General features: G+C 68.8%; 27 protein-coding genes. 15 read left to right on the plus strand and 12 right to left on the minus strand.

Annotation, left to right across the window (positions count from 1 at the left end; genetic code table 11):
* Nucleotides 1–151 precede the first annotated feature (151 nt).
* Nucleotides 152–790, minus strand: a complete 639-nt coding sequence (locus tag J7346_RS09955) for a hypothetical protein (RefSeq protein WP_209119773.1) — start codon at nucleotides 788–790, stop codon at nucleotides 152–154.
* A gap of 570 nt (nucleotides 791–1360) precedes the next feature.
* On the opposite strand from J7346_RS09955, the gene J7346_RS09960 reads away from it, so the two are divergent.
* From J7346_RS09960 to J7346_RS09975, 4 genes are read left to right on the plus strand one after another with little or no spacing between them, the layout of a single operon-like run.
* Nucleotides 1361–1636, plus strand: coding sequence for a hypothetical protein (locus J7346_RS09960; protein ID WP_209119774.1), 276 nt, complete (start codon nucleotides 1361–1363; stop codon nucleotides 1634–1636).
* A 2-nt stretch (nucleotides 1637–1638) separates the two neighbouring features.
* Entirely contained in the window at nucleotides 1639–2067 is a 429-nt protein-coding gene (locus J7346_RS09965) for a hypothetical protein (protein WP_209119775.1), read from the plus strand.
* On the plus strand, nucleotides 2067–2216 hold the full coding sequence (locus J7346_RS09970) for a hypothetical protein (RefSeq protein WP_209119776.1): 150 nt from the start codon (nucleotides 2067–2069) through the stop codon (nucleotides 2214–2216). The genes J7346_RS09965 and J7346_RS09970 overlap by 1 nt, the downstream gene beginning before the upstream one ends.
* Nucleotides 2209–2460, plus strand: coding sequence for a hypothetical protein (locus tag J7346_RS09975; protein WP_209119777.1), 252 nt, complete (start codon nucleotides 2209–2211; stop codon nucleotides 2458–2460). The genes J7346_RS09970 and J7346_RS09975 overlap by 8 nt, the downstream gene beginning before the upstream one ends.
* Here the strand turns inward: J7346_RS09975 and J7346_RS09980 are convergent.
* The 7 genes from J7346_RS09980 to J7346_RS10010 are packed head-to-tail and all read right to left on the minus strand — an operon-like array spanning nucleotide 2457 to nucleotide 7054.
* Nucleotides 2457–4313, minus strand: a complete 1857-nt coding sequence (locus tag J7346_RS09980; protein WP_209119778.1) for a hypothetical protein — start codon at nucleotides 4311–4313, stop codon at nucleotides 2457–2459. The two genes, J7346_RS09975 and J7346_RS09980, sit on opposite strands and share 4 nt — an antisense overlap.
* A complete protein-coding gene (locus tag J7346_RS09985) occupies nucleotides 4310–5266 on the minus strand; it encodes a bifunctional DNA primase/polymerase (RefSeq protein ID WP_209119779.1) in 957 nt (318 codons plus the stop codon). The genes J7346_RS09980 and J7346_RS09985 overlap by 4 nt, the downstream gene beginning before the upstream one ends.
* The gene (locus J7346_RS09990; RefSeq protein ID WP_209119780.1) at nucleotides 5263–5709 is read right to left on the minus strand and encodes a hypothetical protein; all 447 of its coding nucleotides are present in this window, start codon (nucleotides 5707–5709) and stop codon (nucleotides 5263–5265) included. The genes J7346_RS09985 and J7346_RS09990 overlap by 4 nt, the downstream gene beginning before the upstream one ends.
* Entirely contained in the window at nucleotides 5702–6082 is a 381-nt protein-coding gene (locus J7346_RS09995) for a hypothetical protein (protein WP_209119781.1), read from the minus strand. The genes J7346_RS09990 and J7346_RS09995 overlap by 8 nt, the downstream gene beginning before the upstream one ends.
* A complete protein-coding gene (locus J7346_RS10000; RefSeq protein ID WP_209119782.1) occupies nucleotides 6079–6399 on the minus strand; it encodes a hypothetical protein in 321 nt (106 codons plus the stop codon). The genes J7346_RS09995 and J7346_RS10000 overlap by 4 nt, the downstream gene beginning before the upstream one ends.
* Nucleotides 6396–6794: an HNH endonuclease gene (locus tag J7346_RS10005; RefSeq protein ID WP_209119783.1), complete on the minus strand. Its 399-nt coding sequence runs from the start codon at nucleotides 6792–6794 to the stop codon at nucleotides 6396–6398. Before J7346_RS10005 ends, J7346_RS10000 begins: the two co-directional genes overlap by 4 nt.
* Complete coding sequence (locus tag J7346_RS10010; RefSeq protein WP_209119784.1) at nucleotides 6791–7054, minus strand: hypothetical protein; 264 nt, start codon at nucleotides 7052–7054, stop codon at nucleotides 6791–6793. The genes J7346_RS10005 and J7346_RS10010 overlap by 4 nt, the downstream gene beginning before the upstream one ends.
* A gap of 99 nt (nucleotides 7055–7153) precedes the next feature.
* Here J7346_RS10010 and J7346_RS10015 point away from each other — a divergent pair, with 99 nt between their 5' ends.
* The gene (locus J7346_RS10015; RefSeq protein WP_209119785.1) at nucleotides 7154–7717 is read left to right on the plus strand and encodes an XRE family transcriptional regulator; all 564 of its coding nucleotides are present in this window, start codon (nucleotides 7154–7156) and stop codon (nucleotides 7715–7717) included.
* On the opposite strand, the gene J7346_RS10020 is transcribed toward J7346_RS10015, so the two are convergent.
* Nucleotides 7714–8031: a hypothetical protein gene (locus tag J7346_RS10020; protein WP_209119786.1), complete on the minus strand. Its 318-nt coding sequence runs from the start codon at nucleotides 8029–8031 to the stop codon at nucleotides 7714–7716. The genes J7346_RS10015 and J7346_RS10020 overlap by 4 nt on opposite strands.
* A gap of 255 nt (nucleotides 8032–8286) precedes the next feature.
* Here J7346_RS10020 and J7346_RS10025 point away from each other — a divergent pair, with 255 nt between their 5' ends.
* From J7346_RS10025 to J7346_RS10070, 10 genes are all read left to right on the plus strand, one after another.
* Nucleotides 8287–8559 carry a DUF2312 domain-containing protein gene (locus J7346_RS10025; protein ID WP_209119787.1) on the plus strand — a complete coding sequence of 91 codons (273 nt, stop codon included), beginning with the start codon at nucleotides 8287–8289 and terminating at the stop codon, nucleotides 8557–8559.
* Nucleotides 8560–8561: 2 nt separating this feature from the next.
* Nucleotides 8562–9023 (plus strand): hypothetical protein, encoded by a 462-nt coding sequence (locus J7346_RS10030; RefSeq protein ID WP_209119788.1) that lies wholly within the window; start codon nucleotides 8562–8564, stop codon nucleotides 9021–9023.
* Between the two features lie 4 nt (nucleotides 9024–9027).
* Nucleotides 9028–9372: a hypothetical protein gene (locus tag J7346_RS10035; protein WP_209119789.1), complete on the plus strand. Its 345-nt coding sequence runs from the start codon at nucleotides 9028–9030 to the stop codon at nucleotides 9370–9372.
* Nucleotides 9373–9375: 3 nt separating this feature from the next.
* Entirely contained in the window at nucleotides 9376–9522 is a 147-nt protein-coding gene (locus tag J7346_RS10040; protein ID WP_209119790.1) for a hypothetical protein, read from the plus strand.
* Nucleotides 9522–10646 (plus strand): phage Gp37/Gp68 family protein, encoded by a 1125-nt coding sequence (locus tag J7346_RS10045; protein WP_209119791.1) that lies wholly within the window; start codon nucleotides 9522–9524, stop codon nucleotides 10644–10646. The genes J7346_RS10040 and J7346_RS10045 overlap by 1 nt, the downstream gene beginning before the upstream one ends.
* Nucleotides 10643–10891, plus strand: coding sequence for a hypothetical protein (locus tag J7346_RS10050; RefSeq protein WP_209119792.1), 249 nt, complete (start codon nucleotides 10643–10645; stop codon nucleotides 10889–10891). Before J7346_RS10045 ends, J7346_RS10050 begins: the two co-directional genes overlap by 4 nt.
* Nucleotides 10888–11583, plus strand: a complete 696-nt coding sequence (locus tag J7346_RS10055) for a hypothetical protein (RefSeq protein ID WP_209119793.1) — start codon at nucleotides 10888–10890, stop codon at nucleotides 11581–11583. Before J7346_RS10050 ends, J7346_RS10055 begins: the two co-directional genes overlap by 4 nt.
* A complete protein-coding gene (locus tag J7346_RS10060) occupies nucleotides 11580–11801 on the plus strand; it encodes a hypothetical protein (RefSeq protein ID WP_209119794.1) in 222 nt (73 codons plus the stop codon). The genes J7346_RS10055 and J7346_RS10060 overlap by 4 nt, the downstream gene beginning before the upstream one ends.
* 178 nt (nucleotides 11802–11979) lie before the next feature.
* Nucleotides 11980–12204, plus strand: a complete 225-nt coding sequence (locus tag J7346_RS10065; protein WP_209119795.1) for a hypothetical protein — start codon at nucleotides 11980–11982, stop codon at nucleotides 12202–12204.
* Nucleotides 12205–12272: 68 nt separating this feature from the next.
* Nucleotides 12273–13625, plus strand: coding sequence for a hypothetical protein (locus J7346_RS10070; protein ID WP_209119796.1), 1353 nt, complete (start codon nucleotides 12273–12275; stop codon nucleotides 13623–13625).
* A gap of 170 nt (nucleotides 13626–13795) precedes the next feature.
* Here J7346_RS10070 and J7346_RS10075 read toward each other — a convergent pair whose 3' ends face one another.
* The 3 genes from J7346_RS10075 to J7346_RS10085 all read right to left on the minus strand — a co-directional run bounded on the left by J7346_RS10075 (nucleotide 13796) and on the right by J7346_RS10085 (nucleotide 17975).
* The gene (locus J7346_RS10075) at nucleotides 13796–14920 is read right to left on the minus strand and encodes a DUF2855 family protein (RefSeq protein ID WP_209119797.1); all 1125 of its coding nucleotides are present in this window, start codon (nucleotides 14918–14920) and stop codon (nucleotides 13796–13798) included.
* A gap of 110 nt (nucleotides 14921–15030) precedes the next feature.
* The gene (locus tag J7346_RS10080; RefSeq protein WP_209119798.1) at nucleotides 15031–15426 is read right to left on the minus strand and encodes a hypothetical protein; all 396 of its coding nucleotides are present in this window, start codon (nucleotides 15424–15426) and stop codon (nucleotides 15031–15033) included.
* Between the two features lie 86 nt (nucleotides 15427–15512).
* Complete coding sequence (locus J7346_RS10085; protein WP_245157784.1) at nucleotides 15513–17975, minus strand: prolyl oligopeptidase family serine peptidase; 2463 nt, start codon at nucleotides 17973–17975, stop codon at nucleotides 15513–15515.
* Between the last annotated feature and the right edge of the window lie 15 nt (nucleotides 17976–17990).

Raw genomic sequence — 17990 nt, forward strand, 5'->3', positions numbered from 1 at the left:
GGATGACGCCCGGGTCCGATTTGGGGGGTGGGGGGTCGCCCCCCCCGGGGGGGGTGCGCCGCCCTCGGGAGCGAACCGCCGAACCCGCCCAGGCCGCGCGCGGCGGCAGCTAATCCACCATCAGCGGGCCGAGGACGACAAGGCGCTGTAATCATTGGCCTTCGCCCCCGTCGTGCGACCTGTCCTGTGCGACCTGCTCAATGAGCGCGAAGCTAGCGCCTTGATTTTCCACACTTTCGGGTGCCGCGGCAGCTGGGCCGCCAGATCCTCCGACCAGCATCAGCACGGGCAGCGGCCGGTCGTCCTTCACCTCGACCTTCTGGGGCTGTTTCTGGTCGGTGTAGGGCAGCAGGGCCACCTGCTCGGCCTTCACCGCCGCGAAGGCCTGCGCCAGCGTCATCTTGCCCGCGTGGACCGCCCAGCCGTCCAGCAGCGCCTCCAGCCGCTTGCCCAGGTTGTCGACGGTCCCGCGCTCCAGCCCCTCGACCAGATCGGCCAGCTGATCCCGCACCAGCTGGCGCAGGCCCCCGTCCAGCCGCTCGGCCTCGGCCTGGGCGGCCTCGACCCGCCGCCGCGCGAGCGCCATTTCCGCCTCGATCGGAGAGCCGGCCCTTCGCACGTCCGCGACGGTCGGCAGGCACGACTTGGCCAGGTGCAGCGCCGCCGTCCCGCCCGTCTTGACCTCGACATAGGCCGCCAGGTCCGCCGCGCGCCGGTTCCGCGACCCCTTCGGGCGGCCCCGCCGCTTCGGCGCGTCCGCTCCTCCCGTCAGCGCCAGCCCCCCTGTCATTAAATGCCCCTTTTTTAGTCGGCTTCCACCGCTTCCACGGCCACTTCCGGTATTTTTCCAGCGTTCTCGGGCTCAGGGGTAAGGTGGAAGCGATAGAAGCGTGGAAGTGGGCTTTCCTCATTGCGCGACTGTTTTTAGGTGCGATCCATCGCGTAATGAGCCGCGAGCGACTTCCACCGCTTCCACGCTTCCACGCCGCCTAACTGTCTGTGATCGCTCGCGTTCCGGTGGAAGCCGCTCCGGAAGTCGGTGGAAGTCCCCCACACCCCGAAGCCCAGGCATCCCCGCGCCATGCCTGTCCATCATCTGGGGGTCCGGGTGTGGGTGGGTATGAGGGCGCAACAGCAGCCAGATCGTCGACCGTCCGGGGTCCGGGTCAGGGTGGTGAATGCGGTGGCCGCGCGTACCGCTCGCCTGCGGCTCGCTGCGCGGCCTCGGACGCCGAGGGCTGATCGCCCTCGCCCTCCTCCTGGATATCTCGCCGCTTGACAGCGGCTCATCTGTCGTAGTATTGCGACAGCTATAGGCCCCGGCAACGGGTCGGGGCCAGCATCGGAAAGGACCGATCAAATGCAAGAACCCGTCCGCATTGCCGTCATCGTTGAAGGCGGCATTGTCCAGAACGTTCTGACGCTCGGCGTGCCTGTGGAAGTCGTGGTGATCGACTACGACACTGAGGGCGCAGAGCTGGCCGATACCATCCTTGTGCCTCAGGCGGCACCGGGCGGTCATGGCATGGGTGAACCCTATCGAGCCTACGTGTCGAGTTGGCCCGCCGACCGCGCCTGCTCCGTTGCGGCCGACTTCGTTCACGACTTCCTGACTGGACGTCAGGGGGAGAGCTGACCATGGAAACCTTCTTCCTCGCCACCCGCCGCGACACGGCCATCAGCATCCGCTGGATGACGCTGGGCGACTTCCGCCGGTGTCGTGCGGCCACACCCCAAGCGATCCAGTTCCTCATTCAGGCCCGCAGCCAGGACGAGGCCTACCTGATCGCCGAGGCAGTCTTTGCAGGCGCCGTCTTCCGCTCCACCACGCGGGGTCGGGGCGCCGATGCGGTCAGCGTCATCACCGGCCTGGTCGAAACCGAAACCGTCCAGCTGCACGACGGCCCCGAGGATCAGCATCTTGTGCCCGGCGTGTCCGCCGTGCCCTTCACCGCCCGCCTGATTGCGATGGAACAGGCGCGCCGCGCCAAGGGTCGGGGTGACGCCCCCTTGCCCTCCGGAGGCCTGTTCGACGATGCTGCGCGCGCTCAGCAGGAGCTTTTCTGATGATCCAGACGCACCCGGATTACCACCAAGGCTTCTATGACGCTCAGGACGGCATAGGGCTTTTCGAGGGCTGCACCTTCGCCTATGCCGCCGGATGGCGGGCCTATTGGGCCTGCTGGCAAGCACTGGATGCACTCTGCAATGACTGACACCCCGAACGCCGCCGTCCTCACCGCCATGACCGGCCGGGCCCTCTATGGCGAGGCGTGGCAATCGGACATGGCGCGCGCCCTGGGCGTCCAGCTGCGCACGGTCCAGCGGGTGGCCGAGGCCGCCCGCGCGGGCCACGACTACCCCGCCGCCCGCGCATGGCGGCGGGACCTGGCGGCCATGGTCGAAACCCGCGCAAAGGAATTGGGCGCCCTGCGCGCCCTGCTGCTGGCCGAGGGCTAGTCCCCCTCGACCTCCGGGAATGCCTTGGCCAGCTGGACCATCACGCCGTGGCGCTTGCGGTCCAGGCCGCGCCCGCACTGGTCGGGCCAGATCATGTCCCGCGGCGCCCGCTGCAGGGTCGAATGCCACACCCCCACGGTCCCCTCGGCCCCCTCCCATGTCGTCCCGGCAAAGGTCCGCCGAGTTTCCGGGTGGCTGGCCGGGATGAACAGGCGCGCATGCGCCCAGGTCTCGGGCTGGCCTTTCGGAAAGCTGATCGCCAAGCCCATCATGACGGCAAAATCCACCAGATCGGTCAGCGCGTTAGGATCAGATCGGTACACGGCCAGCCGCGACCCGAGGTTGGGCTTGCTCGACGGCCTGTTCCTGACCGCATCCGGCGTCTTGTCCATCAGGTGCGCCAGACACTCGCGCCAGTCCTCGGTCTTGGTGGCCGTCTCATCCAGCGCCTCGGCTTTCAGCAGGGTCGCCCACCGCTTCAACTCATCGGGCCGGGGATCATGGTCGAACTCGGCGATATGGGCGGCGGCCAGCAGGGCCCCGAACTGGTCGGCGCCCCGCGCATCGTGCCCCCCCTGTTCGATCAGGGCCGCCTTGAACGCCCGCAGGGTCAGGGGCCAGCGCGCCCACCCGTCCAGCATCCGGCGAAGGATCTGGCGGCCCCAGCCTTTCAGCCTGTCCCACGGGATCGGCGCATCCGCCTCGGCCGTCTCGAACGGGTCCAGCTGCAGCACCGCGAACCGGCTCTGGTCCTGTTGGCGCATCGGCGGCTTGTTGATCGCCCCACACAGGAACGCCGAACGGCACTCGAACTCCAGCGCAATGCCCTCGCTCGACCCCCGGCCCACCTTGTCGCCCGAGGACGCCTGGCGGATCAGCTCGACAATCTTCATCACCTTGTGCTGGCTCTGGCCGGCGGCGGCTTCCAGTTCGTCGATCAGCACCGGAATGCTGTCGTGGCCCAGCTTCTGGTACAGATAGGCCCCGGTCGGGTCGCTGGCCTTCAACAGACCCCAGCTGAACAGCATGGACACGACCTTGAGCAGGGTCGACTTGCCGCAGCCCTTCTCGCCCGTCACGAACAGCATGGACCGCCAGTCCAGCGCGCCGCTGATCCACGCCATGGCGACCCAGCCCAGCAGCAGCTGCACATCCACCTCGGCCCGGCGCCAGTTCCACGTCTGCAACACGCGGCGCAGGTCATCGACCGGCCCATGCAGGTCCGGCACCGGCGAGGGGTCCGGGGCCGCCAGCGCAGGGCGCGCCGGATAAATCCAGTCCCCATGCCGCCCCGGCGCCCGCCACGCCCCGCTCACAAACACCCGGTCCCCGGCGTGATACGCCAGCAGGCCCGTATCATCGCGCCACGCCCCCCGGCCGTGCATCCGGTCGGGGTCATAGGTGCCCATGAAGGCACAGGCATCGACCAGCGCCTGTCGCGCGTCATCCGCTTCCCAGCCGACGACAGGCCCGCGCCCGCCGCCCTTCGGCGGCTTGCCATAGCGCGGCCACGCCCATTCCAGCCACCGGCTACGCCCGGCGAACAGGCCCCCGATCGGGCCCTTGCCGCTGGAACTGTCCTTCAACTCGGCAATGTCGCCCCGCGCGTCCAGGAACCAGCTGGACCCCCGCGTCCGGCCCAGCGGCACGACGGGGCATTCCGGCGGCAGACCCGTCCAGCGGTCGGCCCGATCGCGCCACATGCCGGGGTCCAGTTCCTCGCCGGTCGGCAGTTTCAGCGGGCACCCGGGCGGCGGGTCCAGCGCCGCCTGCTCGCGCAGGTGCATCATTTCCCAGTCGGCACCATCAGCAGGCATCAGGGCCGCCATCATCGGATCGTCTGCGACCTTCAACGCGCCCCCTCCTGCCGCTTGGGCGGCGCTGCTTTCGGAAAGCCTTCGGCGCGCTTCATGGCGTGCTCGACGGCCTTGGCCACAGCTTGACGGGTCCACGGCTCGCGCGGGTTTCCTGATGCCATGGCCATGCCCGCCGCAACCAGCGCCGCCTCGGCCCGCTGGCGATCAAGCACCCCGCCCGCGACCAGGCGGCCTATGCTGAACGCCCGGCGATGCAGGGTGTCGTTCTGGGTTCCCGGCCTTGCGCCGCTGATCGCATCACAGGCCCCCTGCAGGGCAGCGCGGCCATAGGCGTCCTCATTACCCACGCCGACGTTCACCGATGATCGGGGCGACGGGCGAGGCTCCTCAACCGGGCATACGAGGTCCAGAAGCCAGCGAGGCGCGGCCGCCAAGGGCCGCTCGAACGGGCTGCACCCCTCGGCCCAGCTATACAGCCGCCCACTCGGGTGGATCGACGGCGCGGCGACGATATAGCCACCCTCTCCCCGGATATCGAGCCCGGGATAGGGCCGCACCCCGCTCTCGGTCTGGCCCAGACTGCCCGCCCGGTTTCGGGGCTCGCGGCCCTCCGGCCACGCAAACAGCAGGTGCCCGCCCTTCCCTGTCGACTGGCGCACAGTGTGCGGCAGCGGGCTATAGGCGCGCGTCATCCGCAACAGGCTATCCATGCCCGTCTGGCCATCAACGTCCAGAACGAAGAAGCCCGAACCGGCGCCCGTCGCTACCCCGACGTTCGCGGCCCGTCCGGCCCGCGCGGCGGGCTTGCCCGGATCCTTTCGGGGCAGCGTGGCGGCGCCATGCCACCACGCCACCACCTCGGCCACGTCCTGACTGGCATCTTCCAGACCGCGCGTGTTCGGATAGGGTTTCTTGTCCCGGGGCCGAAGCGGAAAGACCGCCCAGCCCAGCGCCGCCAGATCGTGCGCGGCCTCGGTCAGATCAATCACGCCGCCACCTCGCCCGGATGCACCAGAGCGAGCGCCCCGAACACGACCTGCGCGGCCATGCCGACCAACTCGCGGCTGGCTGCCTCAATCACGGCGTCCCACGCCTCTTCTTCGCGCCAGTCCTCGACGGCCGTCAGATGACCATCCACCGTTTTCCGGTTCAGGCCCGACGCCTTGGCGACGCATGTCACGGGGCAGTCGGCGACGATCACCGCCAGATAGCAGGCCAGCTTCCGGGCGATCGCCGTCTTGTTGTCCGACGTCCGCCCTGCCCGGCCGGGCGCCTCGAAAACACTGGCGAACCGCACGTCCGCCATCAGTGTGGCGGACACCTCGACAGCCAGCACCCAAGCCGCCCGGGCGCGGGCATCATCGCGCGCCCAACCGCTTCGCACGTAACGCCCAAGCGACGGCGCCCGTGCCAGATCATCCAGACTAGCCATTCAGGTCCGCCCGCTTCATCCAGCCCGGCTCGACCGGCGGCGCCTCGGCCCCGCCATCGGTCCCCGCATCGGCGGCGGGCTCCGGCGCGGGGGGCTCGACCAGCGACCGCACCCGCCATTCCAGGGCTTTCAGGCTCCCGCGCCGTTCCAGCCGGTCCTCGGGCGCATGCGCGCTGAACGACTGACAGGCCCAGCGGAACTCATTGCACAGGCACACCGCCAGCACGCCCTGCACCGGGGGCGCGATCGCGGTCCGCTTGCCCGCCTCGACACCCAGCATGGCGGCGGCGTCCTCATCGCCGGCCACCGCCCGCTTCGCCAGATCGCACAGGCCCAGCCAGGCGGCATTCGCAAAGGGGATGGCCCGGGTCATGACTGCCCCCCGGCCGGGAATCGCCGCACCCTCTGGTCATGCCCCAGAACCCACCAGCACCGGACCCGCCCGTCCTCTTCGCCGACCGCACCGTGGCCCTCGGCTTTTCGGATGGCGTGATCCGCATCGGCCTCGCGGCGGAAATGATCACCCAAACGGGCGAACGCCTCGCGGTTCGCTCGGGCATACTCGCCCTCACCGTCGACGGCGCCCTGGAGCTTCAGGCCGGCCTTCACCAACTGCTGTCCCAACTGGACCAGAAAGGCGTTCTGGACCTCCGCCCACCGCGCATGGATGGCTGACAGGGGGCGCATCATGCGGCCTCTCCCAGGAAGACCCGGTTGGCGACACCGGCGACCGGCAACAGGAAGGGGTTGGTCCGCACCAGCGCCCGGCCTGACACGCGGGCGAACCGGTCGCGGGCGTTGTCCTTCGGCGTCCCGCCTCTCAGGTGCGCGGGGTTGCAACAGGGCCGGTTGTGGCACAGATGCCGGACCAGCCGACCATCCTCCCGCCGCTCCCAGCGGCCCGTCGCCAGATAGTGCGCGATCTGATGCGCCCCGGCGGTGCGCCAGCGCCCGCCCTCCTTCACCCGCGACAGCCCATAGCCCGTCACCGTGGTTGATCCTGTCCATGGCCAGCAGGCATTCGGCCCGCCCCGACGATCCACCTTGGCCGACCACGATGCGGCAATCTGGATGCTCGCGGTCATGCGGCCTCTCCCAGATCGTAGACTTCATCGGCCATCGGCTCGAACTCGTGGAGGGCAATCTCGTGGCCCTCGGCCCGCGCCCCTTCGCGGATGCTCTGTCGCACCCGCAGCGGCACCAGCCCGCCCGTGCCGCCCTTGCTCAGCGGCCACGTCCAGGCATACACACGGCTTACGTGACGGCCGGACCAATGGGCCAACGCGGCGGCACCGAACCGGGCAATCAGACGCGCGGCAGGCGTTCGATTAAGGCGCTCTTTCATGGTGTGCTTTGCTTCTAGCGATAAACGCTATAAAGCTAGCGGGTGATTTGCTCTTCAGCGCAACAGCAATTTTTCGCGTTTCCCGCGACAGTCGGCGCCATGAAGGGTTCCGACATCAAAGCGCTGCTCCAGCGCTCCGGCAAGAAACAGGTCGCGCTGGCCGCGCACATGGGCGTTTCACCCTTTGTCATCAGCCGTCTTGTCAACAGCGACCGCGAGCTGACGCCGAGCGAGGCCGCGCAGGTCGAGGCGTTCTTCGATCTACGCGCACCTGTGGCCGAGCGCACCTCGATCAGGGTGCCGGTCTATGGCTATGCCGCCGCCGGCGACGATGATCGCGTGGCCATGGCCTCCGATCAGATCCTTGACCACATCGAACTGCCTGCTGGTCTCCTACGGGGGGACGTCATCGCCATCCGCGTTGTCGGTGACAGCATGGAACCTCGCCTGTTTTCGGGCGAGACCGTGGTGGTCTCCCTGAACGTCACGCCCACTCGTTTCGGTGACTGCGTGGTCGAGCTGAAGGACGGCACCGGCCTGGTCAAGCAGTATCGCGGCAGGCGAGACGGCTATATTTTCCTGTGGCAATACAATCCTGAAAAGGAAATCCGGCTGCTAGAAACTGATATAAAGGCCATCCACGCCGCGACCATGCGGCGCTAGTACCCACGCGCCAGCCGGTTCACCAAGTCCTCGGCGGCCTGCTTTTTCCCGTCCTCGATCGCGCGCGCCGCTACCCGAAGATCAGCCGCTCCCTGCTCATCGACGCAGCGGCCCCATGCCTGCAAGGCTAAATCGAACGCATAGCCGCTGTTGCGCTCGTAACTCTGCGGCTCAAGGCGCCTGCAATCAGGCTCCCATTCGAGGCGCCCCATCCAGGCGGTGAACGTCCCATGGCTGTAGCCGAACACCTGGGCCGAGGCCCCGGGCGCCAAGGCCAGCAGGCCGACACCTATCGCGGCAGCTAACTTTCTCATTCTGCAAACCCTCCCTCTCGCCGGCTCCATTCTAGACCCGCAACAACAGGCTTGACACCTTGCGTAAATCGCTATCTTCATTGCGCTCATAGCGAATAACGCTACGACGAACCTGTCGTTTGTTGCGCATTCGCTAGTCTCGCCGGGCCGGACGGTGCCGGGCGTCGCGTCAATCCCCCTCCGCTTTCCAGGCGAGGCGACGCAGGGTCGGGGTCGACAGGCCCGGCGAGGCACCCCTTCACGCTGGAGCGCCCCATGGCTGACACCCCCGACACCCCATCCCCCGACGTCCTGACGGCCACGGCCCAGGGGCGCCTTCGCACAATCATCGAACGCCTGGAGCGCCTGCAGGAAGACGCCGACGCCATCGCGGGCGACATGAAGGAGGTCTTCGCCGAGGCCAAGGGCGAGGGCTACGACGTCAAGGTGCTGCGCAAGGTGCTGCGCGCCCGCAAGCAGGACAAGGCCAAGCGTCAGGAAGAAGAGGCGATCTTCGACCTGTACCTGTCGGCCCTGGGCGAGGTCTGACCATGCCAGTCTATGTCATCACCGCCAGTCAGGGCCGCAAATGCCGGCCCGCGGCCAAGCCCCGCATGCGTCTGATCATGGGCGGCGAGCGGTCCCCGCATTCACCCCATGCCGAGCCGGGCGATACCCTGTTCATCGACGCCGCCGCCTCGGGTCAGGTCGCCCGCCGGCGGGTGCTGGAAACCAAATGCGTCTTCCGCGCTTCCGTCGTCATCGACGAGCATGGCCTTGTGCGGGTGATCGATCCCCGGCGCACCATCCCGGGGACGGGCTTGGCCTATGCCGTGCTGGCCGCCGAGAACGGCACCCCGCCCGCCTCGCTCGATGCGGCGCGCAAGGCCCTGGCCAACCTCGCGGGCTTTGCCGACTGGAAGCGCCTCTGGGCCTATCACACCCATCAGGACCGCAGCTGGCGCCCCGACGCCAACGGCCAGCTGCGCCTCCAGATCGTCGGCTGGGCCTGACGCCATGACTTCCCCGGCCCCAGTACGCCCCTCTGCCCTGCCGTCCCTGCTCACCCTGTCACAGGTGGCCGCCTTCCGGGGCGTTCACTACGACACGGCGCGCAAGGGGTGGCGGGGCTGGGTGCGGCGGGGGTTTCCCGCGCCCGTCGACACCGCGCCCCTGCGCTGGAACGCCGCCGCCTGTCAGGCATGGCTGATCCGCGCCGAGGCCGAACAGCGCGCCGCCGTGCTTGCGCCCGAAACTGGCGCACCCGCCAACCAGAATGACCCTCGCCCCGGGCGCCCCGCCCCGCCGCGCCTGTCGCGCGACCGCGAGACCCTGTTTTCCCTCATGCAACATAGGGCCTGATCCATGTTCCGCCGCCGCACATCCCCGCGCCGCGTCACCCCGACCGACACCGGCCCGGATTTCAGCCTGTCGATCCTGCTAACCCTGCTGGCCATCATCCTCTGGATCATCGCCCAGGCGACCGTGGGCGGCGCCGGGGGCGTGGGGTGATGGCTGACCAGACCCCCATCGAATGGACCGACGCGACCTGGAACATCATCACCGGCTGTTCCGTCGTCTCTCCCGGCTGCACGAACTGCTATGCAATGAAGCTGGCGGGCACCCGGCTGCAGCACCACCCCAGCCGCGCGGGCCTGACGATCGACAGCAAGGCTGGGCCCGTGTGGAATGGTCAGGTCCGTTTCAACGCCGAATGGCTGACCCAACCCCTGCGGTGGACCAAGCCGCGCATGATCTTCGTCTGCGCCCACGGCGACCTGTTCCATGAGGGGGTGCCCGACGAATGGCTGGACCAGATCTTCGCCGTCATGGCGCTGTGTCCCCAGCACACCTTTCAGGTGCTGACCAAGCGGCCCGAGCGGATGCGGGCGTATTTCGCCGAGACGTGGCAAGTTCCCGCTCAGCCAGCAATGCACGTCGCTGGCCTCGATATCCCGGCCAGACCCGCCCACACCGAGGACCGCTGGTCCCGTATCAACCTCACCATCGACCGGATCATCACCGGCGACAAACTCTTCGATCAGAACCGCTTCTGGACGGTCGAGGGAAGCCTGATCGGCCGGCCAGCATGGCCGCGTCGGCCCCTCCCCAACGTCTGGCTGGGCGTCTCGGTCGAGGATCAGACCCGCGCCGACGACCGTATCCCCATCCTGCTCGACACCCCCGCCGCCGTCCGCTGGATCAGCGCCGAGCCCCTGCTGGGGCCGGTCGGCTTGCGGGGGCTTCCCGGCCTCCCGACTGATGACGAGTGCGTCCGCATCAACGCCTTGACCGGCAGGTGGCGCGCCAGCCCGCGCGATGAAGAGGGTAACGCAATGCCCCGCATCGACTGGGTTGTCGCCGGCGGCGAAAGCGGGTCGGGCGCCCGGCCCATGCACCCCGACTGGGCCCGCCAGCTGCGCGACCAGTGCGCCGAGGCGGGCGTGCCCTTCCTGTTCAAGCAGTGGGGGGCATGGGCGGCGACGGATCGGCCGACGCATTGGCTCAGCGCGACCGGCGAACTGCGCGCGGTCGGGAACGGTGTATGGGCCAGCGATGCAGGCATTGCCTGCCTCGGCAAGAAGGCCGTCGGCCGCCACCTCGACGGCCAGCTGCACGACGGCTTTCCCGCATGACCGTCCTCTCCGACCTCCGCGACCGGATCGCCTCGGCACTGACGCTTGAGTTGTCGCACCGGGGCATCACGGCGGACCCCGCCGTGGCCTCGGCGGTGGCGGATCGCGCCGTGATCGAGGCCGGGGTGGAACCCCTCACCGCCTATGTCGCCGCCGTCGAGGGCGGCACCGACCCCGCCGACGCCCGCACCGCCCTGGGCGGCGACGGCATCCTTCAACAGATACTGGTGGAGCCAGCACCTTGACCGAACGTCCCATTCTTTTCTCTGGCCCGATGGTCCGGGCCCTGCTGGACGGCAGGAAAACCCAGACGCGGCGCATCGTGAAGCCGCCGGTCTCAGCGGCCGCCGAGGCCGAACAGCTGCGTATCGCCTCGCCCGAAGGCTACAGGATCCACGGCTATTCGGGCCGCTTGTGGCGCGCCTTTACCGGCTCGGCCGAGCACGCAGTCCGCTGCCCCTACGGCGTCCCCGGCGACCGGCTGTGGGTTAAGGAGACGTGGACCGAGCATGAGCGGTTCACCAACCTGTCGGTGATCGTCTATGCCGCTTCTCAAAGGCAAAGCTGGACGGAAATGCACCGCGACGTGCCGATCGAACTGGCCAAGTCGAAGTATCCGCCGCGACCGATGCAGGAGGGCTGGCGCCCTTCCATCCACATGCCCCGCTGGGCCTCGCGCCTGACGCTGGCGGTCAGCGACGTGCGGGTGGAGCGGCTGCAGGATATCAGCGAGAGCGACGCCGAGGCCGAGGGCGTCATCATTCAGGGCCCGCCCGATAGGGACGGCGGGCGACACTTCGGCGTCAACGGCACGCAGATCGACGAGAAAACCGCCGCGCGCGCCTTCCGCTCACTCTGGTCGGGCATCAACGGCCCCGACAGCTGGGCCGCAAATCCGTGGGTCTGGGTCGTCACCTTCGAGGTCGAGCGCCCATGACCGCCCCCGCCTACGCCAAGCGCGTCATCTATCTGAACGGCGAGGACACGGGCCTGTCGGCATGGAAGCCCAGCCAGGCGGTCGACACCCTGCTGCATGTCCTGCACCGGCGGGGGCGGCACACCGTCACCCGTCAGATGCTGGCCGACAGCTACCGGACGAGCAAGGGGCGGGTCGACTTCACCCTTGAGCCCGAGCAACAGGAGGCGGGATCGTGAGCGACCGTATTGTCCAGTGTGGGACGTGCCGGGGCCGGGGAACCCTCGAAGGGCTAAGCGGCCGAAAGACGTGCGACAGCTGCGGGGGATCTGGGCGGCGCCGCATCTGCAAGAGCCTCGACTGCATTGAGTACGGCTGTTGCGGGACCGGCCAGTGCTATGTGCCGAGGGCCACCCCATGACCCCCGCCCCCGCCCCTTGCCCGTCCACCCTGCCGCATGCGGTCGAGGCGCGGCTGGCCGGTGGCTGGACGGCCCAGGCCATGGCCACGGTCGAGGACGCCACCGCCCTGTTCGACCGGCTGCGCGCCCTGTCACCCGGCATTGCCTATGTGCTGGTCATCAACCGCGAGCCGCGCGAGGTGCACGTGCCGCCGGGCGGGGCCATGCCGCCCCGGGATTGACGGCCCGGCCTTGACCCCTTTCGCGGGCGCCGTCACCCTGCCCGCTTCCATGGCGACGGAGAACCGCCGTGTCTCGATCGACAAAATCCACCCCGGCCCGCCGTCTGCGGCGGCATGGCGATGCGCCCGCCAACTGGCAATGGCGCGACGGGCGACCGCGCTGGACGCCCTCGCCCACCCTGCGCCGCGCGGGCTGGCGCGGGCTGGACCTCAAGGACGCCACGGGCCGCTGGCTGTCGGATGGCGCCAGCCGCGACCGCGCCCATGCCCTGAATGCCACCGTGGCCGACTGGCGCGCGGGCCTGCCCATCGACCCGGCCTTTGTCGCCATCGCCCCGGCCGACGCCCGGCTGGATGACCGCGACGACGCGGGCGCCCCCGTGCCCAGCGACCCCCTGTGCATCGGCCCGCTGCTGGACAGCTGGTATGCCTCCGACGTGTTCGGCCGGCTCAAGCCGCGCACCCGTGACGGCTATCGCAAGGCCATCAAGCGGGGGCTCGACGCCCTCGCCGGCTATGCCGAACAGGCACCCCGCGACGACGCCCGCGCCACGGCGGCACAGGCCCGCGCCGTCGCCCAGGTCAAGGCCCTGCACATCCAGACGCTGGCCCCGTTCGAGGCCCGCGGCGGCATCAAGGATCCGCTGCGCGATGCCTACTGGGCCCTGCATGCCCACGCCGGGGTCAATCAGGCCTATGCCACCCTGGCCGCCTTCGGCTCCTTCCTCAGCTGGGCGCGCGAATGGCGCAGCCGCACCATCCATAACTGGGCCAGCGAGGTCTCGCGCGAGACGCCGCAGGGCCGCATCGTCACCTGGACCTTCGACGAAATCCGCCACATGGTCCGCACCGCCGACGCGATGGGCCTGCCCGAAATCGGCGATGCCATCGTGCTGGGGCTGGACCTCAGCTGGTCCCAGACCGACCGCCTCAACCTGCCCTGGGATCGGCTGCGCAATGACATGGCCCTCACGGGCCAGCAGGGGCGCCAGAAAACCGGGCGCCGGGGCGGCACCCCGCTGACGGCCCTCGGCCGGGCCCGCGTGGCCGATATCCGCCGCCGCCACGCCGACATGGACGCCCACCCGACGCACGTCATCTGGTCCGCCACGCTCAAGGGCCCCATGAACCACGACGACGGCAGTTTCTATCGCAAGCGCTTCGCCTTTGTCCGGGCCGAGGCCGCCCGCACCATGCCCTCGGTCGCCGCCAAGACCGACGCCGACCTGCGCGATACCGCCTTCACCTGGATGGACGAGGCCGGCATGGACGACACCTTGAAGGCCAGCCGCACCCTGCAGTCTCGCGCGAACATGAAGAACCTGGCCGACGCCCACTATGGCGACATCAACCCCGCCCTCGCCGAACAGGGCCGCGCGGCCTATGACGCCTATCTGACCCGGAAGGGGTACGCGCTCTAGCTGCCCTCCAAAACCGTGCGACTTCGGCACCCGATGGCGCCCGAAACCACCCGGAAACGCCCGACCGCCCGGCCGCAAGCGATTGATTTCATTGACCCGCCCACAGGGGTCCGCCAACTCTTAATCAGCGGGTCGTAGGTTCGAGCCCTACATCACCCACCATCGTTTCCTCAGTCTGCGACACGGCTCGCCTGAACCGGACGGCAGCGGACCACCGCCCCTTCCGCGGCGTCCGATACGCCGTCGGCGAGTGACCGCACCACCTTCGCCGCCGCGTCCAGCCCCGGGTACTCGACGATGCGGATCCACGGCGCGGCCGGGTCGATCACCCGCTCGAAGAAAGCCCGCTGGTCGGCGAAGAAGCGCTCATAAAAGGCGCGCAGCGTCCCGCGCTCCCGGTGGGCGTCCAGACAGGTCGCGGCGAAGAAGAACCGGGGCTTCGGTCCGACCAGCTCGGGATCGTCCGTCGGAAAGGCGTCACCCTGGGTCGAGCCGACGAGGCAGTCATAGGTCAGGTCCGCCCCAAACCGGGCGTGCACCCGCCGCCGCAGGTCGGGATCGCCCGCCAGGTCCAGATACAGCGTCGGCACGCCGGTCGGCAGGTTTTCGATCTCGTCATAGCCGCAGACTTCCTGATAGGCCCCCAGCCCCTCCACGAAGGCCCGGTTGCGTGCGCCGGTCAGGGCGATCAGCCGCACGTCGTCGCCGGCCATGCACCAGGCCGCGCCATAGGCCGTCTTGGACGAAGCACTGGACACCACCACCTGTCTGGCACCGAAGAAGTCGTGCTCGCGCAGGAAATCCACCGCCGTATAGGATGTGATGAACAGCGGTCGGAAAATGGCCTCCGGATTTTCCAGCGCCACGTCATAGTTGGCGTCGGCGGCGCACAGCACATAGCGGTTGTAGATATCGGGCACCGCCTTGCGCCAAGGCGCCGCGTCGGCGAACCCGCCCTTGCTGATCTTCTCGGCCTGGACCACCAGCCGGTCGGCCATGGGAAAATAGCCGAACACCCGCGCCCCGACCTCGATCCCCTCGGCGCGCGACTCCACGACATCGGCAAAGCCCCAGACCGGCATCAGCCCATAGTCGTCCCGCCCGGTCGGAAAGACCTTCCAGTAGCCGATGGCGTCCCCGTACGCCGCATAGGTGATGTTGTTGGTCGTCAGCGAGAACCGGTCCAGCGCCAGCACCACCTCGCCTTCAACAGGCTCGGGCGCGGGGACGGTATCCAACAGGGTCTCGCCCAGATCGGACTTCCGGGTCATCAGCAGGCGGTTCAGATCAGACATGGGGCCCTCGTCAAACGATTCTGTGTCCGCCCAGCCTAGCGAACATCGCGGTTGACGCAGGAGAAGGATCGGGATGCGCCCGTCTGCCGGGCGGGCGCGCCGACCCGCTGCTAGCGAACTTCTTGCCGATAGGGGTCGGCCCCCTCGCCGGTATAGAACAGCGTGAAGTGCGTTCCCGGCGGAATGTTGATCCGTTTGCGGGTGGATCCGTCCCCGACATTGCCGGCCATGGTATCATAGCAGCCGGCCGAGACGTCCCACGTGTAGGATTGGCCCGGACGGATGACCACGCCGTTGGGCAGGCGGTCCAGACCGTAGGACGACGCCTCGCAGGTCGAGATCAGAATGGTGTCGAAAGGCTGGTCGCGTGACCGATTCTCAAATGTGAACCGCGCCATCGGCTCGCCCTCCCGGATCAGGTCCCCGCCCGTGATCAGCGACTCACAGCTCGCCAGCGACAAGGACGCCAGAACGACCGCCCCGGCCAGCTTCACACGATGGAACATGGCACCCTCCCTTGGTTTCCCGGGGAGGGTGCCATGCCTCGACCAGACTGCACCTGTCGAAAACTGACGCTATCCGAACGGAGGGCTCAGTCCTCGCGCGGGCCGGCGTTCTTGACGTACTGATCCAGCCACCGGCTCATCTCCCACAGGGTGTGGCCCACCGACTCCCGGGCGCGATAGCCGTGGGCTTCCAGCGGCAGCACCACATAGCGGACCGTGGCGCCATGGCCCTTGAGCGCCGCATAGAAGCGCTCGGACTGGATCGGGAAGGTGCCGGAGTTGTCGTCCGCCTCGCCGTGGATCAGCAGGATCGGCTCATTGACCTGATCGGCATAGGTGAAGGGCGACATCTCCGTATAGGTCTCGGTCGCCTGCCAGTAGGTGCGCTGCTCGGCCTGGAAGCCGAACGGGGTCAGGGTCCGGTTATAGGCGCCAGAGCGCGCGATGCCCGTGCGGAACAGGTCGGTATGGGCCAGCAGGTTTGCCGTCATGAAGGCGCCATAGCTGTGCCCGCCGACGGCGATGCGGTCGCGATCGGCGACGCCCAGCTCGACCACAGCATCGACCGCCGCCGCCGCCGAGGCGGACAGCTGTTCGATATAGGTGTCGTTGGGCTCCGTCCCTTCCGCCCCGATAATCGGCATGGAGGGGTCATCCAGGATGGCATAGCCCTGGGTCAGCAGGAACAGATGGCTGGAGCCACCGGGACGCACGAAGCGGTTGGCGGTGTCGACCACCTGCCCGGCCACGCTGGCGTCGGTGAACTCGGCCGGATAGGCCCACATCAACAGTGGCAGGGGCCCGTCACGATCCTTGTCATAGCCGGCCGGCAGATAGAGGGTGCCCGACAGCTGCACGCCGTCCGCCCGCTCGTAGGTGATCAGCTGACGGGTCACCCCGGCCAGTTGCGGGGCGGGATCGGGGAAGGCTGTCAGGGCCGTCCGGCGGCCGTCCGACAGGTCGCGCAACTGGATGTTGGCCGGCTCTGTCAGGGTCTCGCGGCGCGTGATCAGCCGGGTGCCGTCCCCGTCGAGGAAGCCGACAAGGGTCTCATACTCACCCTGGGCCGACCGCCACAGCTCGGTGCGCTCGCCGGTGGCCAGGTCCATGGTCGCGATGAAGGGATATTCGCCCTGACGGGTCGCGCCCGCGCCGCTCATGACCATGGCCGAGCCATCGTCGGTGAAGCGGATCAGGGTGCGCCCCTGCCCGTTCGGCTCCATGACCGGATAGCCCGGATCGTTGTAGCGGTCCTGATAATTGCGATCGATCAGCACCCGCCCCGAGCCGGGGTTCGAGGGATCGACGACATAACGCGCTTCGTGCCGGGTGTTGAACCAGCGGGTATTCACCAGGGCGACGTCATCGCGGCCCCACTGGATCCCGGCATAACGCTCCGGCAGATCGATCAGGGTCGTCGGCTGGCCATTGAAGGGCGCCTGCAGCATCAGCACCCGGTCACGCGCGGCGACCTCATTGGCGGGATCGCCCCCGTCCAGCGCCTCGACCCAGACCAGGGTGGCGTCGGCATCCGCGCGCCATTGCACGGAGCGCGGGCCGGTCGGTACAGCGTCGAACGGCGTCGGCACATTGTCCCGCAGCGGCAGGTCGGCGACCCGGTGGACCTGGCGCCCGTTCAGGTCGGTGACCACCACATCGGCGGGGAACAGGCGCGCGGGCACCACATAGCTGAAGGGGCGCTTGGCCACGGTCTGCAGGATGAAGCGGCCATCCGGCGACAGGGCGGCGTCCAGAAACACGCCGGGCTGGCCGATGCGTTTCGGCGTGCCGTTCAGCGGCACCACCATCAGCTGGCTGGTGAAATAGTGTTCGAACAGGGCCTCGTCGCCCGGATTGGACAGCAGGTCCTGATAGGTGCGGACCGGGGCGGCGCGGCCCATGCTCTGCTCGACGATCGGGCCGGACGGCGGACGGGTCACGTCCGGGGCGGCACCCCGGCCCTCCGGAATGGCCCTGATCAGCAGGCCCGAGCTGTCGGGCAGCCAGTCTACGCCCGTGCCGGCGGCGGCGTTGACGATAGGCGCGGTCAGGCGGCGGGCCTCACGGCTCTCCACATCGACGACCCACAGCGCCAGACCCTCGGGCTCGTCCATCAGGAAGGCGATGCCGCTGCCGTCGGGCGACCAGCTGGGCGCGGTGAAGCGCGCGCCCTCCGGCAGGGCGACGGCCTCGGCCTCGGCGCCGTCCAGCCCCTTCAGGCTGAGGCCCGTCAGCCAGCTCACGCGGCTGTTGGCCGGGCCGGTGTTGCGCGGATTGATGCGATAGCCGCCCAGCCGCAGCATCGGCTCGGCAAGTTCGGAGATGGGCGCCAGGTTCGACCGGTCGAACAGGGCCAGGGTATCGCGATCCGGGCTCAGGCTCGGCGCGGCGCTCGGTTTGGTGTCCAGGATTTGCGCGATCGGCGCGGGGGGCTGCTGATAGGCGATCGGATCGGTGGCCGCGCTCTGCGCCAGCACCACCGAGGGCGCCACGAGGACGCCCGCCATCGCCAGAGCCGAAAGTCCGTTCATCCAGTGACGATGCCGCATGGTACTCACCCCCTT

It is taken from the genome of Brevundimonas sp. A19_0 (assembly GCF_017744255.1).
GTDB lineage: Bacteria > Pseudomonadota > Alphaproteobacteria > Caulobacterales > Caulobacteraceae > Brevundimonas.